General features: G+C 61.5%; 18 protein-coding genes and 2 pseudogenes. 9 read left to right on the top strand and 11 right to left on the bottom strand.

Going from position 1 to position 18,912, the window contains the following annotated elements:
* Window positions 1-3: 3 nt before the first annotated feature.
* On the bottom strand, window positions 4-1,302 hold the full coding sequence (locus tag Har1131_RS16840; protein ID WP_014031084.1) for a DUF6498-containing protein: 1,299 nt from the start codon (window positions 1,300-1,302) through the stop codon (window positions 4-6).
* 319 nt (window positions 1,303-1,621) lie between these two features.
* Entirely contained in the window at window positions 1,622-2,098 is a 477-nt protein-coding gene (locus tag Har1131_RS16835; protein WP_129756327.1) for an SHOCT domain-containing protein, read from the bottom strand.
* 265 nt (window positions 2,099-2,363) lie between these two features.
* Here Har1131_RS16835 and Har1131_RS16830 point away from each other — a divergent pair.
* Window positions 2,364-2,558: pseudogene (locus Har1131_RS16830) on the top strand (DUF393 domain-containing protein); the annotation flags it as partial.
* Between the two features lie 893 nt (window positions 2,559-3,451).
* Window positions 3,452-4,210, top strand: coding sequence for a creatininase family protein (locus Har1131_RS16820; protein WP_050038348.1), 759 nt, complete (start codon window positions 3,452-3,454; stop codon window positions 4,208-4,210).
* 254 nt (window positions 4,211-4,464) lie between these two features.
* Here the strand turns inward: Har1131_RS16820 and Har1131_RS16815 are convergent, their stop codons facing one another.
* The 7 genes and pseudogenes from Har1131_RS16815 to Har1131_RS16785 form a co-directional block, all read right to left on the bottom strand.
* Window positions 4,465-4,908, bottom strand: coding sequence for a MaoC family dehydratase (locus Har1131_RS16815; RefSeq protein ID WP_151147567.1), 444 nt, complete (start codon window positions 4,906-4,908; stop codon window positions 4,465-4,467).
* 207 nt (window positions 4,909-5,115) lie between these two features.
* On the bottom strand, window positions 5,116-6,531 hold the full coding sequence (locus Har1131_RS16810) for a sodium-dependent transporter (RefSeq protein WP_064289087.1): 1,416 nt from the start codon (window positions 6,529-6,531) through the stop codon (window positions 5,116-5,118).
* Window positions 6,532-6,704: 173 nt separating this feature from the next.
* Complete coding sequence (locus Har1131_RS16805) at window positions 6,705-7,403, bottom strand: ABC transporter ATP-binding protein (RefSeq protein WP_151147564.1); 699 nt, start codon at window positions 7,401-7,403, stop codon at window positions 6,705-6,707.
* Entirely contained in the window at window positions 7,403-8,209 is an 807-nt protein-coding gene (locus Har1131_RS16800) for an ABC transporter ATP-binding protein (RefSeq protein ID WP_151147561.1), read from the bottom strand. Before Har1131_RS16800 ends, Har1131_RS16805 begins: the two co-directional genes overlap by 1 nt.
* Window positions 8,209-9,362 (bottom strand): annotated as a pseudogene (gene urtC, locus Har1131_RS16795) (urea ABC transporter, permease protein UrtC). Before urtC ends, Har1131_RS16800 begins: the two are co-directional and overlap by 1 nt.
* Window positions 9,363-10,301: an urea ABC transporter, permease protein UrtB gene (gene urtB / locus Har1131_RS16790; RefSeq protein ID WP_014031074.1), complete on the bottom strand. Its 939-nt coding sequence runs from the start codon at window positions 10,299-10,301 to the stop codon at window positions 9,363-9,365.
* A 2-nt stretch (window positions 10,302-10,303) separates the two neighbouring features.
* A complete protein-coding gene (locus Har1131_RS16785) occupies window positions 10,304-11,611 on the bottom strand; it encodes an urea ABC transporter substrate-binding protein (RefSeq protein ID WP_151147558.1) in 1,308 nt (435 codons plus the stop codon).
* A 633-nt stretch (window positions 11,612-12,244) separates the two neighbouring features.
* On the opposite strand from Har1131_RS16785, the gene Har1131_RS16780 reads away from it, so the two are divergent.
* Genes Har1131_RS16780 through Har1131_RS16750 form a run of 7 tightly spaced genes read left to right on the top strand, consistent with a single transcriptional unit; the run spans window position 12,245 to window position 17,524 of the window.
* A complete protein-coding gene (locus tag Har1131_RS16780) occupies window positions 12,245-12,649 on the top strand; it encodes an urease subunit beta (RefSeq protein ID WP_064289084.1) in 405 nt (134 codons plus the stop codon).
* The gene (ureC, locus tag Har1131_RS16775; protein ID WP_151147555.1) at window positions 12,646-14,352 is read left to right on the top strand and encodes an urease subunit alpha; all 1,707 of its coding nucleotides are present in this window, start codon (window positions 12,646-12,648) and stop codon (window positions 14,350-14,352) included. Before Har1131_RS16780 ends, ureC begins: the two co-directional genes overlap by 4 nt.
* Window positions 14,349-14,735: an urease subunit gamma gene (locus Har1131_RS16770; RefSeq protein WP_014031070.1), complete on the top strand. Its 387-nt coding sequence runs from the start codon at window positions 14,349-14,351 to the stop codon at window positions 14,733-14,735. Before ureC ends, Har1131_RS16770 begins: the two co-directional genes overlap by 4 nt.
* The gene (gene ureG / locus Har1131_RS16765) at window positions 14,732-15,355 is read left to right on the top strand and encodes an urease accessory protein UreG (protein WP_014031069.1); all 624 of its coding nucleotides are present in this window, start codon (window positions 14,732-14,734) and stop codon (window positions 15,353-15,355) included. Before Har1131_RS16770 ends, ureG begins: the two co-directional genes overlap by 4 nt.
* Window positions 15,355-16,254: an urease accessory protein UreD gene (locus tag Har1131_RS16760; RefSeq protein ID WP_151147549.1), complete on the top strand. Its 900-nt coding sequence runs from the start codon at window positions 15,355-15,357 to the stop codon at window positions 16,252-16,254. Before ureG ends, Har1131_RS16760 begins: the two co-directional genes overlap by 1 nt.
* Complete coding sequence (locus Har1131_RS16755; RefSeq protein ID WP_151147542.1) at window positions 16,254-16,838, top strand: urease accessory protein UreE; 585 nt, start codon at window positions 16,254-16,256, stop codon at window positions 16,836-16,838. The genes Har1131_RS16760 and Har1131_RS16755 overlap by 1 nt, the downstream gene beginning before the upstream one ends.
* On the top strand, window positions 16,835-17,524 hold the full coding sequence (locus Har1131_RS16750; RefSeq protein WP_014031066.1) for an urease accessory protein UreF: 690 nt from the start codon (window positions 16,835-16,837) through the stop codon (window positions 17,522-17,524). Before Har1131_RS16755 ends, Har1131_RS16750 begins: the two co-directional genes overlap by 4 nt.
* A 91-nt stretch (window positions 17,525-17,615) precedes the next feature.
* Here Har1131_RS16750 and Har1131_RS16745 read toward each other — a convergent pair whose 3' ends face one another.
* Complete coding sequence (locus Har1131_RS16745) at window positions 17,616-18,176, bottom strand: class I SAM-dependent methyltransferase (RefSeq protein ID WP_050038358.1); 561 nt, start codon at window positions 18,174-18,176, stop codon at window positions 17,616-17,618.
* A 1-nt stretch (window position 18,177) separates the two neighbouring features.
* Window positions 18,178-18,618 carry a DUF302 domain-containing protein gene (locus Har1131_RS16740; RefSeq protein ID WP_014031064.1) on the bottom strand — a complete coding sequence of 147 codons (441 nt, stop codon included), beginning with the start codon at window positions 18,616-18,618 and terminating at the stop codon, window positions 18,178-18,180.
* Window positions 18,619-18,912 lie beyond the last annotated feature (294 nt).

The raw sequence follows: 18,912 nt of genomic DNA, 5'->3' as shown, positions 1-18,912 counted from the left end.
GACTCACCCAAGTAACCCAGCCCGACCAGGGATTACCTGTTCTGAACGCTCGGGTTGGCGGTCAAACACCGCGACGACCGAGGCGGCATCGGGTAGATGTGGTAGTATATACTCCCCCTCAGCGTGTTCGATAGTAACCGTCTCTGTTCCGAGCAGCGAATCGAGCGGCGTCTGCTCGACGCGGAGGCCACTTTCCTCCCACGACTCGATGCGCCAGAGTGCCGTGCCGAACAGACAGTCATATGCGACGAGCGCACCAGCGTCAGGGTCAATCCGGTATTCGATTGTCCCGTATCGCAATAGCTGATCGAGACACAGCAGGAGAGCCGGGACGCTAACGCTTGCGAGAACGATCACGGCGACGATGTCCCACGCACTGCCAATTGCAAACAGGACCGCAACGAGCAGCCCCATGCCACCGAGAAACAGGCTTCCTGGGTGATACGGAAACCGGAGGAGGCCGCCGATGACCCGTCCCCAGCAAACTGGACGCACCCGCTCAGGTGCATCAGTGAGCGTCCCGTCGACGGAGCGAGCCTTCGGCGGGGCCGTTTGCCAGCCGTATTCCTCATCGTATGTCTTGAAATAGACGACAAGACGGTCGCTGTAGACGCCCAGGAGGTCGGACGTGAATTTGAAACAGACGACCATGAGTAGCAGTGGCAGTCCGACGACAGTCGGATCAAGACTGCCGAGTTCTGCTTCAGGCCCCTCCGTAGCTGCTGTTATCAGTGCCAGCGTGAGTATGCCGCCGAAAAAGACGGTTACGATCCGAGGTAACAGTCCTCGAAACGCCGTCGTCGAGTTGTGTTTCCGATACTCCCCGTTGTAAAAGTAATTCCGTACCGTTGTGATTCCCGTCAGAACGAAAATCCCGATAGTCGCCAGCAGCACACCAGTTACCGTCTCTGTACTGGGTTCCGGCAGTGGACCGATGAGCAGGCCCCCAGTAAACAACCAAACGACTGCCAGAATTAGAACGGTAATTGGGAGCGCGAGTAGCGTCGTGAGATAGACTCGTAAACCGGTTCGCGGGACGGAGAGGGCGAACTGTCGTTCCGCCAGCGGGCCCATAAGCAAGGTGCTGGTCTCAATATCCGGCGGGCGACCAGCGAACACTGCCCGAACGAGTGCCCAGACCGAGTCGACGCCGAGCTCGAACCAGTACAGAAACAGCAATGCAGCCGCACTCCAGTCAAACAACCCGACGCCAACGACGGGGAGAGAATTCGAGACGATGGTGCTGAGGAGTTCTGTCCGACGGCTATTCTCCGCGTAGAGAACCCGTCTGGTGAAGGGCATTATCCGTGGTGACGGCTAATGGCATATGAACGAAACGATTGCACGGCCAGCAGTGTGCTACGCTACAAGCGGAGTTTCAGTACGCTGGCGACCTCCTGAATCGCGGATAAGACTGGCTACGCACTGCCATCGAATGGATTATAGAACGCTTCGTATGCACTGTTGGTCTCATCAGGGCTTGCGTGTCAGAGACAGCAGATACGCTCGCATTCCAATTACCGGTCAGAACAGGTCGGTAGCGGTCAGTACAGGCCGTACGCTTGCCAAAGTCTGGGTCCCATCCTGAGCTAACCGCCAGTCTAGTTACACGGAAACTGACTCACCGGCTTTGTTCAGTGTTCAGTTCTGCTGTGGATGGAGAATCAGCGCTGGCCGCGCTATCTACTAAATTGTCAAGCGGTGTCGGTTCTGACTGGTCACGCTGATCAGTGTCTTCGGATTGGAGCAGCGTATTCAACCGATGTTCGAATTCCTCGTCAGTGATTGCCCCCGTTGCGTACTGCTTGCGAAGTATGTCGATCGCTGAAGCGGTATCTTCGTCTTCTGTGCCTCGGTCAGTAGTGTTCGATTGCTCACTAAGCGTGTAGAACAGATATATCGAACTCAGAATGAATCCGGACCCAAGGAGGAACGAGATAAACGCACTCGCTGACACATAACTAGGATGGAGGACATAGTTTCCGACTCTGATAAGCCAGCTACTCAGGAATATCACACCGATCACGAAGCCAGATACAGCCAGATTAGCCCGCTTCCGTGGATGTTCGGGAATTAACCGAGCTATCCGATTATACATGACTTCGTTCTGTCCGGGATATCTTTGGAGGACATTCATATCAAAGAACACGTTGTTGATACAAAATGTTTTCTCATACCACCTGATCGACCGGATTGGTGGCGTGACGATAACGGAGACACGCAGCACAGCCAATGTGACAGTGTAACATCTGGACCGTTGCTGGGCGGCGTAACAGTCACTTCGAACGTGCTCTGAACGGTTGACTCGACCGAGTGTGGTCTCCAATCCAACGATATATTCGGCGAGAACCCCTAATATGTGTATGGCCAGATATGGCTCGGTTCTCATTTACGACGGGGAGTGTCCGTACTGCTCGGTGGCTGCGAAAGCCCTCGAACAGGTCGAGGATATCGGTGCCATCTCGTGGTATGAAGAGTCGGCCCAGTCGTTTCTGACGGCCCAGTTCGACGACCCACCGTTCGCGATGGTACTGATCGATCAGCCGGCAAAGCAGGTGTGAGCCGCCAGCGCCGGACCTCTCGGTGTGTGTTGAACCCGACCAAGCCTTTCAGGGTGAGTTGCTGGAGATGTGTCGTGACATACGGTTTCGGGGCCGCAAGGCGTACAGAGATTGGGCTGTCGGGACCGCCGTCGCCTCACAGTCTTCGAGTCCTGCCAGAACCTCGTCGTTTGTTAGTGGGTCAATCGCCATACTACCCATTCGGGCTGGCAAGTAACAAGTTCTGGCACTCCGCTTCTGGTATCCTTCTGGAAGGAATGCAGCGTCGGTATGATGGGGACATACCCTTATTTGATTGAATATATAGAAATTCCCGCTATAATTTTTAATCCTGCTCACCATATAGCAATTAATACACTAGTTACTCATCCTATCCGAATTACTTCCCCAAATATTAAGATAGTCCAACACAATACCGAACTACATGAAGAGGCGGTTGCGAAAAGCGCTGGAAACGATACCTCTCTCACGGGATGATAGCACCACAAACCTTGATGCTTGCACAGAATGTGGTGGGCCCTCACTACCCGGTGCTGGCCGCTGCACTGACTGTTTAGAAGCGTAAAGTCATTCATAGTCCTGACGAGACGAAAGCCGGTTCTTCTATAGTAACAATTGAAACGATGTACACACTGATCGCACTGCCGTCGTGCGATCAGGTGTGCGTTGGTTTTCAATGGCTACTATAGTTACTACCCTCAGCGAAGCGGTTCGTAGACAGTATCATCGCGGTCAATATCGAGCAATGACGGCAATATCCGTGACCGTTCGGTTGCAGATGAAAATAATCAGTACAGAGAGCCGAGCCAGCAACAGATCCGCTGCCGACTGATAGGGAATAGTATCCAGCTTTCGACATATATTTATCCGATAGCTATCATCTCTCAGTGATGGCTTCTCGCAGGTCAGTGTGTCTTGAAGAGATGGTATGGCCGGAGATAGAATCTGCCCTCGACAACGGAACACGGACGGTTATCATCGCTGTCGGCTCGATCGAACAACACGGCCGACACCTGCCACTGAACATGGATACGCTGGACGGGGACGAACTCTCGCGCCGAATGGCGGTCGAAATGGGTGATGCTCTTGCCGCCCCCACAATTCGCCCCGGATGTTCGGGACATCATATGGAATTCCCCGGCACAATAACCGTGCCACCCGAGACATTGATGGATGTCATCCGGTCGTACTGCAGATCCCTCGACACCCATGGCTTCGAACACATCGTTCTCGTCCCGACTCACGGTGGAAACTTCGGGCCGGTCAAAACCGTGGCTCCTGACATTGCACGTGAACTCGAAGCCTCGGTGATCCCGCTCGCTGACCTCGACGAACACATGCAGTTGCTGAATGAGGGTCTCAGCAAGGCCGGTATCGAGTACAAACAGGATGTAATCCACGCCGGGGCCGCCGAAACAGCGATTGTGCTGGCCATCGATGAGGGTCTCGTCAGGACGGAGAATATCGAACCCGGGCCTGAAGGTGACATTTCGCCGGCTCGGCTGCTAAGTGAAGGGTTCAAATCAATCACCGAAAACGGTGTCCTCGGTGATCCGACAGCGGCGACCACCGAGGCCGGAGAAGCGATTATCGAGAACGTCGTCGAGGCGTACGTCGAGGCAGTCGAGACCGAACGCAACGCAGTGTAGTCGAAGGCGTGAGAGTGTGTGTCCACTTTGGCGCTGGCTGAGAGAAGACGGATACCAGCAGGCCTCGCCGATGCATACTAGTTTGTGACTACGACTCGAATACACGTCAACACCTGAGTGCGTACGTGGCAATCTCGCAGGCTGTCTCAGATTGTTCCGGTGGGAGCGATGCCGTCTCAGCTATGGGCCAGAACACGGCTAAAAACGAGCGGTCTCCACGTTACTGGCACGTATCCCACAGCTTGGCTGTGTCGTCACTCGTCGGTCTCGCGGCGGATCATGGCTGTCGCCTCGTATGAAATAACCAGTTCGTCGTCCTGATTCAGTCCTTCGTGCCGGGTGGTGATGTACCCACGACTCGGGCCGCTGTCGGAGGGTCGCTTGTCGATGATTTCGGTTCGTAGTCGTAGCGTGTCACCGGGTTGGAGCGGTTGATGCCAGCGGAGATCGTCGACACCGACGCCAGCCTGTGTTGCCATATCCTCGCTGTTCTCAACGTTGAGACGCATACAGATCGCGGCGGTCTGCCACCCGGAAGCGACTAGCCCGCCGAAGACGGAGTCCTTCGCTGCGTCCGCATCGGTGTGGAACGGTTGCGGGTCGTACTTCTCGCCGAATTCTACGATCTCGGATTTCGACACAGTGTATCCATCGGATTGTCGTACGTCGCCAACCGAAACATCCTCGTAAAGTTTCATACGATCATGCACAGGGTGCACAAACAAAAAACCGGCGCGATCACCGACAGAATGCAGTTCCGTGGGTATGGCAGCAATACCGGATTCAGGAATTATTGCGATGCGTTCGAGAGTCGCTGGCGAACAATATGCAGTAAGCCAAAGCGGCGAACAAACCCTCTCGGTGGTGCCGTGCTCAGAATAGCAGCGGAATCAAGCGCGGCGTACTTAGCTCGAACTCAGTCGGTCGCTCCAGTTTCCGCTCGTAACTGCGACGGCGAGGGCAACAGTGCCGACCACAGCGATAAGCGCTCGGCCGCCGAGTCCCAGCGACATCCCAGCGAGCGACGCGAGCGTGTTCGTCAGCAGGAACAGCACGACGACGGGGAGAACCCAACTGACCGTCAGGAGCCACGGCCTGGCCAACCACCCGAAGCTTTCGGTTCCGGCGCGGAACTCCGTCAGCGCTTCCCCGCGCAGTAGCCAGCCGACGATGACGGTGAAGGCGAACAGTCCGACGGTCAACATTAAGTCTGCGAGCGTGCCGGAGACGAACTGGAACACCGGGCTCGTGAGTGCCAGCCCGCTCCCGGTAGCCGCAAGCAGGACCGAGACCAGGACCGTTGCCCGGCGTCGCGGAACGCCGAAGCTATCGACGAGCGTGGCGACCGGCGTTTCAAGCAGGCTGATACCGCTGGTCACCGCGGCCATCAACACCGTCGCGAAGAACGCCGTCGCGACGAGTTCCCCGCCCGGAAGCGTCGCAAAAGCCGTCGCGAGCGCGACGAACAACGCGCCAGGGCCGCCCTGTCCGGGGTCGACACCCTGGGAAAACAGCAGCGGAATGACGACCAAGCCGGCGAGGACACCGATGAACGTGTTCGAGACAGCGATGACCAGCGTATCTCGCGGAAGGGATGCGTTGTCGTCGAGATACGAGGCGTACGTCAGCATTACCCCAGCGCCGAGCGAGAGCGTGAACAGCGCCTGGCCCGCCGCTGGCCCGATAACGCTCAGGAAGTTGGCGGCGAGATACTCGGCGTCGAAGCTGAGATAGAACGCGTAGCCGGCGGCCGTACCCGGCTGGGTGGCCGTCCATACCGCGAGGCCGAGCAGGATTAGCACGACGCCGGGCAGCATCACCTTCGAGACGCGTTCGATACCGTGGCTCACGCCGAAGAAGACGATCCCGGCGACGCTCCCGAGAAACAGCAGGTGAAAGGCGACCGCTTCGAGGCCGAAGCTCATTGCTCCGAAGTACTGCTGGGGCTGCCCGAAGTACGCCCCGACCGGCGAGACCAGCGTGTAGCGAAGGATCCACCCACCCACGACAGAGTAGAACGAAAGGATGACGAGCGTCGTGAGGACGTTGAACGCGCCCAGCCACGACCCCCAGCGGGAGCCGGTGAGCGAGCGAAGCGCCGCGGTCGGCGTCTGTCGGCCACAGCGTCCGAGGACGAACTCAGCGAGCAGTCCCGGGACGCCGATGCCGACGACGACGAGCAGGTAGACGATGAGGAACGCGCTGCCACCGTTCCCGGCGGTCAGCCACGGGAACCGCCAGATGTTCCCGAGGCCCGCGGCACCGCCGACGGCGGCCAGCACGAAGCCGAGGTTCGATATCCATGAATCACGATCGGACATTCGTGTACACGTCTGTACAGTGGGTACTCAAATCCCTGTTGATTCGGTTGCTTGCCCGTGATTATGAAGTTATCAGATAGACAACAGCCGGGCCCGTATGCCGACTATGCCACAGCAGTCCGTATCGACTGCCAGCACACCAGCCACCTGGCGCGAAAATCCCGTAATCCGCCTCAGACCGCGAGGTACTCCGCAATCGCGTCCTCGTCGGCGATTGTCGACGGACCGAGTTCATCGACGACCGTCCCGCGCTCCATCGCGTAACAGCGGTCGGCCATCTCGCGGATGACCCCGAGGTTCTGCTCGACGAACAGAATCGTCGTCCCGAGGTCCTCGTTAATCGTCTGCATGTCCTGGCTGATTTGGTCAACGATAGATGGCTGGATGCCCTCGCTCGGTTCGTCAAGCAGGAGCAGGTCGGGGTTCGAGACCAGTGCCCGGCCGATGGCAAGCATCTGCTGTTGTCCGCCCGAGAGCGTTCCGGCTTCCTGGCCCGCCCGCTCTTCGAGGACTGGGAAGTAGTCGTATATCTGGTCGTACAGCGTTTCGTCGCTGTCAGACCGGATGGTCTCACCCATTTTGATGTTCTGTTCGACGGTCAGCTTGGGGAACACGTCCCGGCCCTGCGGGATGTAGCCGATACCCGCCCGTGCACGCTCATCGGCGCTCGCGTGGGTCACGTCGGTGCCGTCGTAGCTGATGGTCCCTTCGCTGGGCTCCAGCAAGCCCATCACCGTCTTCAGGAGCGTCGTCTTGCCGACGCCGTTTTTCCCCATCACCCCGACGATTTCTCCCTCCTCGACGGAGAGGTCCACATCCCGCAGTATCGGCGTTGTGTCGTAGGCTGCAGAAACCTCGTCGAGTTCGAGCATCACGACTCACCCCCCAGATATATCCGCTGGACCTCGGGGTCCGACTCTATCTCCTCGATTGGCCCTTCACGGAACACCTCGCCGTTGTGCAGCACAGTCACTTCTTCGGCGATGTTCGCGACGAAGTCGGTGTCGTGTTCGATGACGACGAAGGCGATGCCTTGCTCCTCGTTGAGCCGGGTGATCCGCTCAGCGATGGCTTCGCGCTCGGCCACGTCGAGGCCGGCGACCGGCTCGTCCAACAGGAGGAGGTCGGGTTCGAGCGCGGCGGCCATCCCGATTTCCAGTTGTTGTTGCTGCCCGTGTGAGAGCTGGCCGGCATCGACGTTCTCGTAACCGGTGAGCCCCGCGGCCTCGATGGCTTCGGCGACCAGCCGCCGTCGCTCCTCCCCGTCGGCGAATTGCTGAACGGGAAGCCTGACGTTCTCTCTGACACTCAGGTCACCGTAGACGGACGGGACCTGGAATTTCATACTGATCCCGCGTGAGACCCGCTCGTGTGGGTCGAGATCGGTGATGTCGTGACCGTTGTAGTAGATACTGCCGTCAGTGGCCTCGTACGAGCCGGTAATCAGGTTCAGCAACGTCGACTTACCGGCGCCGTTGGGACCGATGAGACAGCGTAGCTCCTCCTCGGCGACCGAGAAGTCAACGTCGTCCGTGGCGGTGAACCCGCCGAACTGCTTCACGAGCCCGTCGGTCTGCAGCAGCGTCTCCGTTCTGTCACCCGTTGCCAGTTCCGCGGCGGTCTGTCGGACGTTCGGTCCAAGCGGGTCGATATCGGATTCGGTTTCAGTATCACTCATTAGTCACTCACCTCACTCGACGCATCGGGTGCGTCGGCCCCGCCGGCCTCGCCCGGACCGAGCCGGGCTTCGACGATCTGCTGGTGGACCCACGGGACGAACCCGCCGGGGAGCACCAGAATCGTCACCAGCAACAGGGACCCCAGCAGGACCAGCGCCAGCTCTCCGGCCATCGAGATGCGGAGGTATTCGACGCCCAGCGTGGCGACGACGGCCCCGAGCAGGCTCTTTCGGCCGCCGAGGCTCACCCAGATGACCGGCAGCGTCGCGAACAGCAGCGAGAACACGGTCGGATCGATGTAGACGTTCCGTGCGGCGTACAGCACGCCGGAAAGGCCCGCCAGCGCGCCCCCGAGCGTGAACACGACGAACTTGACGCGGGTCACGTTGTAGCCGAACATCTCGGTCCGGTCCTCGTCCTCGCGGACGGCGACCATCACGCGGCCGTAGTCCGAGTTGACCAGGGCGCGCAGCCCGAGGTACGCCCCGACCAGCAACGTCAGCACGAGGTAGTAGAACGGGCTGATCTCGACCGCCCCGATGCCGATTATCCGCATCGGGAACGGGTTGTAGATGAACTGGTAGGACGCCCCGCCGACGCCGAGGGTCAACAGGGGGATGTCCGGCATCCCGTTGAAGCCGCCCAGCGCCGCCTCGCCGATGGCCCACTCGGACCCGGCGGTCTGGGCCATGAACGTGTGCAGCACGATTGTCGAGACGAGCGTGATGATGGTCACGTAGACGTCGCGCACCCCGCCGTAGAACATGAAGTAGCCCAGTATCGCCGCGCTGACGCCACCGCCGACGATGCCGGCGATGACAGCAGCCGTGATACCGCCCGGGGTCGCATAGTTGATCGAGACGACGCCGAACGTGTAGGCCCCGATGCCGAAGAAGACGACCTGGCCGAAGCTCAGCACGCCCGAGTAGCCCCAGACGACCGACAGCGAGAGCCCCAGCAGGGCCAGTACCATGAACAGCGACAGCTGGGACCCGTCGCCGAACAGCGGGTAGACCGCAAGCGCCGCGACGGCGACGAGGAAGCCGACCCAGAACCCCGCGAGTCGCCGATGGTGTTCGGCCCCTCGAACCGACTGCGGAGCCGACTCGGGAGCGAACTGTTCGCCTCGCCGTGTGCAGTGTCTGTCGACATTTACTCGCTCTCCTGTCTCCGTTTCCGTAGTTGTTCGATGAACCCGGTGATGCCGTCGGGGAGGAACCGCAGCGCGACGAGCGCGGCCACGAGCAACGCGATGCGGCCGATGAACGTCCCGTAGAGGTTCGAGAACACGGCCAGTATCGCCCCGAGGACGCCCCCCGACAGCGCGGTCCCGAGGACGACGCTCGGGCCCCCGACCACGACGGCGACGAACGACTCGACGAGGAACTGGTCCCCGAGCGTCGGCCGCATCGTGACGACCGGCGCGAAGAGCGCGCCCGTCAGTCCCGCCAGTGCCGACCCGATGCCGAACGTCAGCATGTACATGCGCTCGGTGTTGACGCCCATCGCCTGTGCGGTCTCCTTGTCCTGTATCGTCGCCCGGGCGCGCATCCCGAAGTCGGTCCGGGTGAACAGGTAGTAGGTGGCGACGAGCAGCCCGATGCTGACGCCGGCGAGGACGATTCGGTACGTCGAGTAGGAGAACGCACCGTACTCGATGGGGCCAAAGGGCGTCGAGAGGCCGTCGATGGAGTTGCCGTAGGCGATTCGGGTCCCCTGGGTCAGTATCAGGCTGAGCCCGAACGTGGCGACCATCGAGTCGGCCAGCCGGTCGTACAGCGGCTCGATGATGTCACGGCCGAGGGTCCGCTGGCTGACCCAGTTGGGCCACGCCCCGGAGATGATGACCCGCTCGGTCAGAATCCCGAACAGGCCGGTGACCAGGCCGCCGGCGACCATCGCCACGACGAGCGGGAGGCCGAGTTGCGTCACTGCCAGCGTCGCGGTGTAGGCACCGATGAGGATGAACTCCCCGTGCGCCAGGTTGATGACGCCCATGATCCCGAAGATGATGGCCAACCCCGCCGCGGCGAGCACGATGAACGCGAAGCTATCGAGGAACTGTAACGCGAGGTTGATGCCGTTTACCATCCCTATTCGGCCTCCTCGTAGTAGTCGACCGGGGTGTACTGGGTCTGTTCCGGGTTCTCGGGGAGGTTACAGCCGGCCGTCTCCGAGAGGAACGTTTCGGGTATCTGGCGGTTCTCGACGGCTTCGACGTTGTGTTCCTCGTCTGCGCGCATGATCCACATGTGGTGGTCGACGTGGTGGGTCGCACCATCGAGACGGATCGTCTCACCCTCTGGCGCTTCGGGTGCCTCTTCCGTGCCGAGTTCGATCCCCGACTCCAGGGCGTCGATGACTTCCGGCTGTTCGGTGGTGCCGGCCTGCTCGACGGCCTTCTTGTACATGTACGTCGAGAAGTAGTTGGTCTCGGCCTCCTCGTTGAGGTACGGCGCGTCGGGATACATTTCGAAGTACCGGTCGACGAAGCCGCCGTCGCCCGTGTTGCTCTCGGTCGGTACCTCCTCCATGTAGTTGACGCCGGCGTAGATATTGGCCATCGCCGGGGCGTCGAGCCGTCGGTGCTCGTATCCCTGTGCCATCGCCGTTGACGTGCCGATAGGAATGTCGAGGCCGGCCGAGGCCTTCTGTTCGTAGAACGACGTGTGGTTCGCGCCAACGAGCATCGACATCACGAAGTCCGGGTCGGCCTCCTGAATCCGGTTGATGGTCGACCCGAAGGAGGACTCGCTCAGCGGGATGAACTCCTCGCCGAGGACGTTCGCGTCGTTTTCGTTGGCCAGCACCTTCACCCAGTCCGCGGAGAGCTGGCCGAAGTTGTAGTCAGCCGCGATAGTGTAGATGTCCGGGCCGAACTCCTCGACCAGGTACGGGAGGACGATGCCGAGTTGCTGGCGCGCGGTCGGGCCGACCGCGAAGGTGAACTCGTCGCAGACGCCGCCCTCGTACTGGGTGGTGTAGAAGTACAGCTGTTCGTTGCGGTCGATTATCGGCCGGATGGCCTCCCGGGTCGCCGAGGAGTAGCCGGCCCACAGCGCGTCGACGTTCTCCTCGTTGATGGCCGTTCGGGTGAGTTCCTGATAGCGCTGATTGTCCGACTGTGGGTCACGCTGGAACGTCTCTATCTGCATTCCGTCGATACCGCCGTTGGCGTTGATTTCCTCGATAGCGAGCATCGACGCCTTTGCTTTCGGGTCGCCAACGAGGGCGAAGTTCCCGGACTGATCCTCGAGGACGCCGATTTTGAGTGTCTCGGCGCTGCTCGCGGTATCGGTCGAAGTTCCACCTTCACCGGCCGAACAGCCGGCGAGGCCAGTGACGAGTGCGGCCCCGCTCGCGCCGAGGAACTGGCGCCGACTGACAGACGGACGACTCATGCTTTCACCACCAGTTTCTGATTGTTGTTGGAGCTATTATACCCACATTCCTTGTTCATATCTCGTCCTTTGTTCGTGATATCCGAACGTTCGTCCATGATTTCGATCACAGTGTTGCCGTCCGGGAGGGGGAAAATAAGGTTTACCACTCTTATCTTATATTGTCCGCCATACAGTCTGGAGAGTATAAGGTCGTCAAAGGATATGACGAATAGGCATCGAAATCACTAGAATTGGCGTGCAAATTTGCATTATTTAGTAATTTTAGCATGTTTCTAGTCAATGCGGCAAAAATAGAAAATAATGGTATTTTTCCGTCGCAGCGGTTTGTCTTGCCGCAGTCGGCGAGTTTTGTGCTCTTGTCCCTCCAAATCGCCCGTCATATTCTCGCCCGCGCTACAGGAGCCACCTATCGTCGGCACTGCCAGCAGACTGGACGTGAGTCGTGTTGGCTTCGGGAAGTAGGACAATTCGATAGTCGAACCCCTTTATGTAGGGCCGAAACTTTAGCATTTAATCCGGTTCTCGATATAGAGGCGTCACTTGCGCAGAGAGCAATCATTTTAGTATGTGTATTCAAAGAGAAGGGCAGATGATAGACAAACAGTCAGAAATACTCGAGGCGGTGGCGCGATGAGCGATGGACTCGTGCCCGGTGAGGTCATCCCGGGTGAAGGGACAGTGACGCTGAACGAAGGCCGAGAGACGACGGAAGTGACTGTCGGGAACACCGGCGACAGACCCTCGCAAGTCGGGTCGCACTTCCACTTCTTCGAGGCTAATGCGGCCCTGGAGTTCGACCGCGAGGCGGCCATGGGGATGCGGCTGAACATCCCTGCCGGCACGGCTGTCCGGTTCGAACCTGGTGACGAGCAAACGGTCGAACTCGTCGAAATCGGTGGGAAGCGACGCGCCCACGGGATGAACGGACTTGTCAACGGGAGCGTCGACGGCGATACGGGCGACGCGGTCGAACGCATGCGGGCGGCCGGGTTCCGGGACACCGGGGCCGACGGCGACGAGGAGGGAGCGGAGTGACACGCGACATCGACCGCGAGAACTACGCCGAGCTGTACGGGCCAACGACGGGTGACAAGGTCCGCCTGGGTGACACGGAACTGTTCGCCGAAGTCGAGAACGACCTGCGGACCCACGGCGACGAGGCGGTGTTCGGCGGCGGGAAGACGCTCCGGGACGGGCTGGGAATGACCCCCGGCGTCACACAGGCGGAGGGCGCACTCGACTGGGTGCTGACGAATGCGACGATTATCGACCCGATACTCGGTATCGTCGCCGCCGACCTCGGAATTCGGAACGGTGAGATCGCCGGCATCGGGAAGGCCGGGAACCCCGACACGATGGACGGCGTCGACATGGTCGTCGGCCCGTCGACGGACGTCTACCCCGCCGAGGGGAAGATTGCCACCGCTGGCGGCCTCGACATCCACATCCACTTCAACTCCGCACAGCTCCACGAACACGCGCTTTCGGGCGGCATCACGACAATGCTCGGTGGCGGGTACGGCGGCGGCGCGACGACGACCACGACCGGCCCGGAGAACATCAAGCGCTTCCTGCAGGCCGCCGAAGCGTGGCCGGTTAACGTCGGTTTCTACGGGAAGGGCAACGCCTCCGACCCCGGTCCGCTCCGCGAGCAGGTCGAGGCCGGTGCCTGCGGGCTGAAACTCCACGAAGACTGGGGGTCGACGCCCGAGACGATCAACACCTGTCTCGAAGTCGCCGAGGACGAGGACGTGCAGGTGTGTATGCACACGGACACGCTGAACGAGGCTGGCTTCGTCGAGAACACGTTCGGTGCCGTCAACGGCCGGACGATGCACCTGTTCCACATCGAGGGCGCGGGCGGCGGCCACGCCCCGGACATCATGGAGATGGTCGGCGAGCCGAACATGCTCCCATCGTCGACGAACCCGTCGATGCCGTACACCGACAACACGTTCGACGAGCACCTGGACATGGTAATGGTGTGTCATCACCTCAACCCCGACGTGCCGGAGGACGTGGCCTTCGCCGAGTCCCGCGTTCGCGCAGAGACAATCGCCGCCGAGGACGTGCTTCACGACATGGGCGCGATATCGATGATGACCTCCGACTCGCAGGCGATGGGCCGGATGGCCGAAGTCATCCCGCGGACGTGGCAGACGGCCTCGAAGATGAAGTCCCAGCGCGGCCCGCTCTCCGAGGACGAGGGGACCGGCGCGGACAACCACCGCATCAAGCGCTACATCGCGAAGTACACCGTCAACCCAGCTATCAGCGCGGGCATCGAGAAGCACGTCGGAACGCTCGAACCCGGCAAGCTCGCCGATATCTGCCTGTGGGACCCTGCGTTCTTCGGCGTCAAGCCGGCGATGACGTTCAAGGGCGGCTTCCCGGTCCACTCGGAGATGGGCGAGGCCAACGGGTCGTTGATGACCTGCGAACCGATTCTCCAGCGGGAACGCGCTGGCGCGGTCGGCAAGGCCAAACACGCCCTCTCGCTGTCGTTCGTCTCGCCGGCGGCCGCCGAGGCCGGCATCGGCGACGAGTACGGACTCGACTCCCGTGTCGTTCCAATCGAGGGCGCTCGCACGCCCGGCAAGGACGACATGGTGTACAACAGCTACTGCCCCGACGACATCGAAGTCGACCCCGAGACCTTCGAGGTCCGGGTCGACGGTGACCACGTCACCTGCGAACCGGCTTCCGAACTCCCACTCGCACAGCGGTACATGCTATGAAACTCACAGCCAAAGAACAGGAACGACTCACGGTCTTCACCGCTGCAGAGGTCGCGCGGCGGCGCAAGGAACGCGGCGTCCCGCTGAATCACCCCGAAGCGGTCGCCTACATCAGCGACTGGTGCATCGAGCGCGGCCGGGACGGCCAGTCGGTCGCCGAAATCCGCTCCGGCGCGTCAAAGCTGCTCGGCCGCGAAGACGTGATGGACGGCGTCCCGGAGATGATCGACATGATTCAGGTCGAGCCGGTGTTCCCCGACGGTACGAAACTCGTCACGGTTCACGACCCGATTCGCTCCGACAGTGTCGGGTCGGCCGACGACGATGCACCTGAGGGAGAGACGGCGACCAATGGCGGAGACTCAGCGGGGACAGACGAATGAGTCTCACACATCGGGACGTGGCGACGGTCGGCATCGGCGGCCCGGTCGGGTCCGGAAAGACCTCACTGCTGACCGCGCTCGTCCCAGAGCTGCGCGAGCAGGGACTTGACGTGGGCGTCATCGCCAACGACATTCTCACGCAAGAGGACGCAGACGTGCTACGCGAGCGCTTCGCCGGAGTCGTCCCCGAGGACCTTGTGGCCGGCGTCGAGACCGGGGCGTGCCCACATACGGGCATCCGTGAAGACCCGTCGATGAACCTCCAGCAGATCGACTCGTTCCTGGCTGACCACCCGGAACTTGACCTGGTGCTGGTCGAGAGCGGCGGCGACAACCTCGCGGCGACGTTCAACCCCGAACTCGCCGACTACTCGCTGTACGTCATCTCGGTCGCGGAAGGGGAAGACATCCCTCGAAAGCGCGGGCCGGGAGTGGTCGATTGTGACCTGCTCGTCATCAACAAGACGGACCTCGCGCCCCACGTCGGCGTCGACCTCGACGTGATGGAGCGGGACGCCGACGAGGTCCGGGACGGGCCGGTCGTCTTCACCAACTGTAAGGACGAGACGAACATCGACGAGGTGCTGTCACACGTCCGCGAGGGGGTGCTGTTCGCCTGATGGCCGCCGACGCGCCCCATCCGGCGTTCGAGGTGTATGCGACCGAGGCCGTGCCACAGGCCGCCGTAGGGTCGCCGGGGAAAGACGGCGTGCTCGAACTGACCTTCGAGCGGACGGCCGACGGGACGACCCTGGTCCACGACTACGCCACGGTCCCGTTCCACGTCTCGGGAACGCTGGGACACGACCCACATCCCGACGCTGACACAGTTTTCATCCAGTCACCGACCGGCGGCGTCGCACAGGGCGACCGCCACGACGTGTCGATAACTGTCGGAGACGAGGCCGTCGCGCACGTCTCGACACAGAGTTCGACGAAAGTCCAGACGATGACGTGCAACTACGCCGCCGCCGACACGACCCTCAGCGTCGGCGCCGGCGGCCACCTGGATTACGTGCCCGAACCGACGATTCTCCACGCCGATTCAAGATACGTGCAGGAGATGACGGTAGACCTGTCGCCCGGCGCAACCGCCGTCGTCAGTGACGTGGTTGTCCCTGGACGCCTCGCTCGGGGCGAGCGCTTCGAGTTCGAGCGATATCTCTCCCGCGTGCGCGGGACCGGGCCTGACGGACTCTTGTTCGAGGACGCAACTCATCTGACGCCGGAAGACAGGGACCCGACAGTACCCGGCGTTCTCGGCGAGTTCACCGTCTACGGGACGACGTTCGTCCTCGCGCCGGACCACGACGAATCCGAACTGAGTGACGCGCTACATGCGGCCGTCACCGACGACGAGGCCCGGGCCGGTGCGACAGCGCTCCCCAACGGGGCCGGCGTCGCGGTCCGTGCTCTGGGCGACCGGGCCGAGACCGTCCAGGCGACGCTCCACGCCGCGTGGGACCACGCCAGACGGGAGTTGCTGGGCTCGCCTGCACCGTCGGGGAGGAAGTACTGATGCTGGTCGCAGACACCCGTCTCGGCCACCGCGACGACGATGCTATCGCCGAGACCGTGGATGCGTCGGACCACGCAACAGTCGTGCTCTCGGACACCGAGCGCCAGCGCTCGCGGGTCCGCACCGAGACGACAGACGGCCGGGACCTCGGTATCGTTGTCGCCCGCGACCTCGCGGACGGCGACGTGCTGGAAGCCGAGGACGGGACACTAGTCGTCGTCGAACTCGCCGCAATCGAGGCCCTCGTGCTCGATTTCGCCGACAGCGAGGTGTCACCGACCGCGGCGCTGGAACTCGGGCACGCAGTCGGGAACAGACACTGGAACCTCGCAGTCCGCGGGCGAGAGGCCCTGTTTCCCGTGACCGACTCGAAGGAACGGAAGGAGACGACTGTCGCCGAACTGCTCCCCGGGGACGTGCCGACGCGGTACGAGCACGTTCCGCCGACGACGTTCGACGATGACAGGGTCGGTCACACCCACGGCGACGGGACCGGCACGCACGACGGCGGCGGCCACAGTCACGGCGGTGCGGGCCACGCCCACGACCACGGCGTCCGGACTATCGATGGGGGCGACCAATGAGCGACGCCGCAGCGCTCGAATCGTTCCGGCTCGCGGACTCGTTCCTCCCGGTCGGGACCTACACCGTCTCCTACGGACTGGAACAGTTCATTCAGGACGACCGGGTCGAAGACGCGGCAGACCTCGAAGCGCTCCTGTCGACGTACCTCCGCCAGCAAGTCGGACCCGCCGAACTCGTCGCGCTCCGGGCTGCACACGCCGCCGCAGCCGATGGGAATTTCGAAGCGGTCTGTCGGGCCGACCGGCGGCTTTCGGCCGTGACGCTGGCCGCGGAGTTCCGCGAGAGCGCCCAGCAGTCCGGCGACCGACTGCTCTCGCTTCAGACAGAACTGTGTGAGGAGGCGCTGCTGGACCGCTACGCCGAACGCGTCGACGCCGACGAAGCGCCCGGCAACTACGCCGTGGTGCTCGGCGTTGCGACAGCCCTGGCCGATGTGGCTGTCCGTGACGCCTGCTTGCTGTGCTGTCACGGGTTCGTCACCGGACTGTTGGGGGCAGCCCAGCGCCTCCTCTCGCTCGGCCACACGGACGCCCAGCGAATCCTGGATGACCTACAGCCGGTGATGACGGCCGCAGTCGACGATAGCGCGGATCAGGGGATAGACGAGATGACACCGTTCGCACCGCTGGTGGATGTGCTGGCCGCCGAGCACGAACGTGCGGAGCGGCGGCTGTTCGCCAGTTAACGGCCGACCCACGACGGCGGAATCCCTTGACCCGGAGGGTCCGAGTTGCACTCGGCCAGAGCAGAAATGACGTGACCGGTAGCCAGTTCTGTTATTCGGCACTCGCAACGAGCAGGAACGTCTCCGGTCGCACCGCCTCGAACTCGATTGTGAATCCGTGCTGGCGGAGCGCGTCCGTTGCCTCAGTAGCGGAAAACCGCTCGTCGACGGGCGGGCCGTTGCGACCACTGCCGGAGGCCGCCCAATCGGCGATGGCGAACGTCCCGCCTGAGTTGAGCACCCGTGCGACCTCGTTCAGCGCCCCGTCGCTAGCGAATTCGTGGTACGTCATCGTCGAGAACGCCCCGTCGAGACTGCCGGTATCGAACGGGAGGTCGTCGACCGCACTCGTCACGAGGTCGACGTTGTCAGGGACGCCTTTCTCCCGATAGTAGTCGTGCATCGCTTCCTGGATGTCGACAGCGTACACTGATTCGACGGCCGGTGCGATGTCGTCGGTGTAGAACCCGGTCCCGCTCCCGAGGTCCGTGACCGTCTCGTCACTCTCGGGTGAGAGCGCCCAGTGCAACTCTTCTGCAGAGAGTGAGCGGTACCGTTGCTGGGCGTCTTCGAGTTTGTCGGCCCGGCCGGCGTCGAACGTGTGATACCCCATGTTAGAGGTTCCGGAACGCCTCGTCGACGATTTCGCCGGTGTCGGCGACGATGTCCGCCATCTCCTCGTTGTCGGGAGCCATCCCGACGAGGCGGGCGATTCGCATAATCGAGACGTGATAGACGCGCTGTTGTCCGGGTTCTTCTTCCCAAATGACGACGTTACAGGCCATGAGCGCACCGAGTTTGTTGTCTGTCGCATCGAGAGCGCGGTCAGCGACTTCGGGGTTACAGGCCCCCAACACGTAGTAGGGGTCACGGTCCGCATCGATCTTCTCGTTGAGCATTTCGGAGGGCGAGAACTCGACGGGGACACCGAACCCGGCGTCGGTGAACACGTCTCGGACGTGTTCGATGGCGTCTTCGTGGCTCATTTCGAGCGTCGCCTGTTGTTCGCCGATGTCTTCGGGGTCGATCTGGCTCGGGTCGATTGGGAGTACCATTCGTGTGTTGTATTGTGCCTACAGAGCAAAGTCTCTTCGGATACGGTGTCGAAAGGACGGAGAGAATTTTCGAGTACCGGATCGAGAAGTGGGGTCGCCACTCGTCGATATTGCAACCGTAGCTCGTCGGCGGAGTATGTCTTGTTATGTGGTACGTCGGAATCGATGTGGCTATCAAATGGCTAGTAAAGTACGCCATTACCGACCACTTCCACGGGTACTGAGGCAATTCTACCTGTGAACCCCACACGATAGGCCACACCGACTTGTTGTCATATATGAGACTGGCCGGCC

It is taken from the genome of Haloarcula sp. CBA1131 (assembly GCF_008728975.1).
In the GTDB taxonomy this organism is placed as follows: Archaea; Halobacteriota; Halobacteria; order Halobacteriales; family Haloarculaceae; genus Haloarcula; species Haloarcula hispanica.
Note: the sequence above shows the minus strand (reverse complement) of the source record. Positions and strands in the feature narration are given on the sequence as shown.

Bases quoted from the DNA above. Each gene is read 5' to 3' on its own strand.
- Har1131_RS16815 (WP_151147567.1), bottom strand. From the start codon at position 4,908: ATGAAACTTTACGAGGATGTTTCGGTTGGCGACGTACGACAATCCGAT.
- Har1131_RS16805 (WP_151147564.1), bottom strand. From the start codon at position 7,403: ATGCTCGAACTCGACGAGGTTTCTGCAGCCTACGACACAACGCCGATA.
- Har1131_RS16770 (WP_014031070.1), top strand. From the start codon at position 14,349: ATGAAACTCACAGCCAAAGAACAGGAACGACTCACGGTCTTCACCGCT.
- Har1131_RS16820 (WP_050038348.1), top strand. From the start codon at position 3,452: ATGGCTTCTCGCAGGTCAGTGTGTCTTGAAGAGATGGTATGGCCGGAG.
- Har1131_RS16760 (WP_151147549.1), top strand. From the start codon at position 15,355: ATGGCCGCCGACGCGCCCCATCCGGCGTTCGAGGTGTATGCGACCGAG.
- urtB (WP_014031074.1), bottom strand. From the start codon at position 10,301: ATGGTAAACGGCATCAACCTCGCGTTACAGTTCCTCGATAGCTTCGCG.
- Har1131_RS16800 (WP_151147561.1), bottom strand. From the start codon at position 8,209: ATGAGTGATACTGAAACCGAATCCGATATCGACCCGCTTGGACCGAAC.
- Har1131_RS16745 (WP_050038358.1), bottom strand. From the start codon at position 18,176: ATGGGGTATCACACGTTCGACGCCGGCCGGGCCGACAAACTCGAAGAC.
- Har1131_RS16755 (WP_151147542.1), top strand. From the start codon at position 16,254: ATGCTGGTCGCAGACACCCGTCTCGGCCACCGCGACGACGATGCTATC.
- Har1131_RS16750 (WP_014031066.1), top strand. From the start codon at position 16,835: ATGAGCGACGCCGCAGCGCTCGAATCGTTCCGGCTCGCGGACTCGTTC.
- Har1131_RS16840 (WP_014031084.1), bottom strand. From the start codon at position 1,302: ATGCCCTTCACCAGACGGGTTCTCTACGCGGAGAATAGCCGTCGGACA.
- Har1131_RS16780 (WP_064289084.1), top strand. From the start codon at position 12,245: ATGAGCGATGGACTCGTGCCCGGTGAGGTCATCCCGGGTGAAGGGACA.
- ureG (WP_014031069.1), top strand. From the start codon at position 14,732: ATGAGTCTCACACATCGGGACGTGGCGACGGTCGGCATCGGCGGCCCG.
- Har1131_RS16810 (WP_064289087.1), bottom strand. From the start codon at position 6,531: ATGTCCGATCGTGATTCATGGATATCGAACCTCGGCTTCGTGCTGGCC.
- Har1131_RS16740 (WP_014031064.1), bottom strand. From the start codon at position 18,618: ATGGTACTCCCAATCGACCCGAGCCAGATCGACCCCGAAGACATCGGC.
- Har1131_RS16835 (WP_129756327.1), bottom strand. From the start codon at position 2,098: ATGTATAATCGGATAGCTCGGTTAATTCCCGAACATCCACGGAAGCGG.
- Har1131_RS16785 (WP_151147558.1), bottom strand. From the start codon at position 11,611: ATGAGTCGTCCGTCTGTCAGTCGGCGCCAGTTCCTCGGCGCGAGCGGG.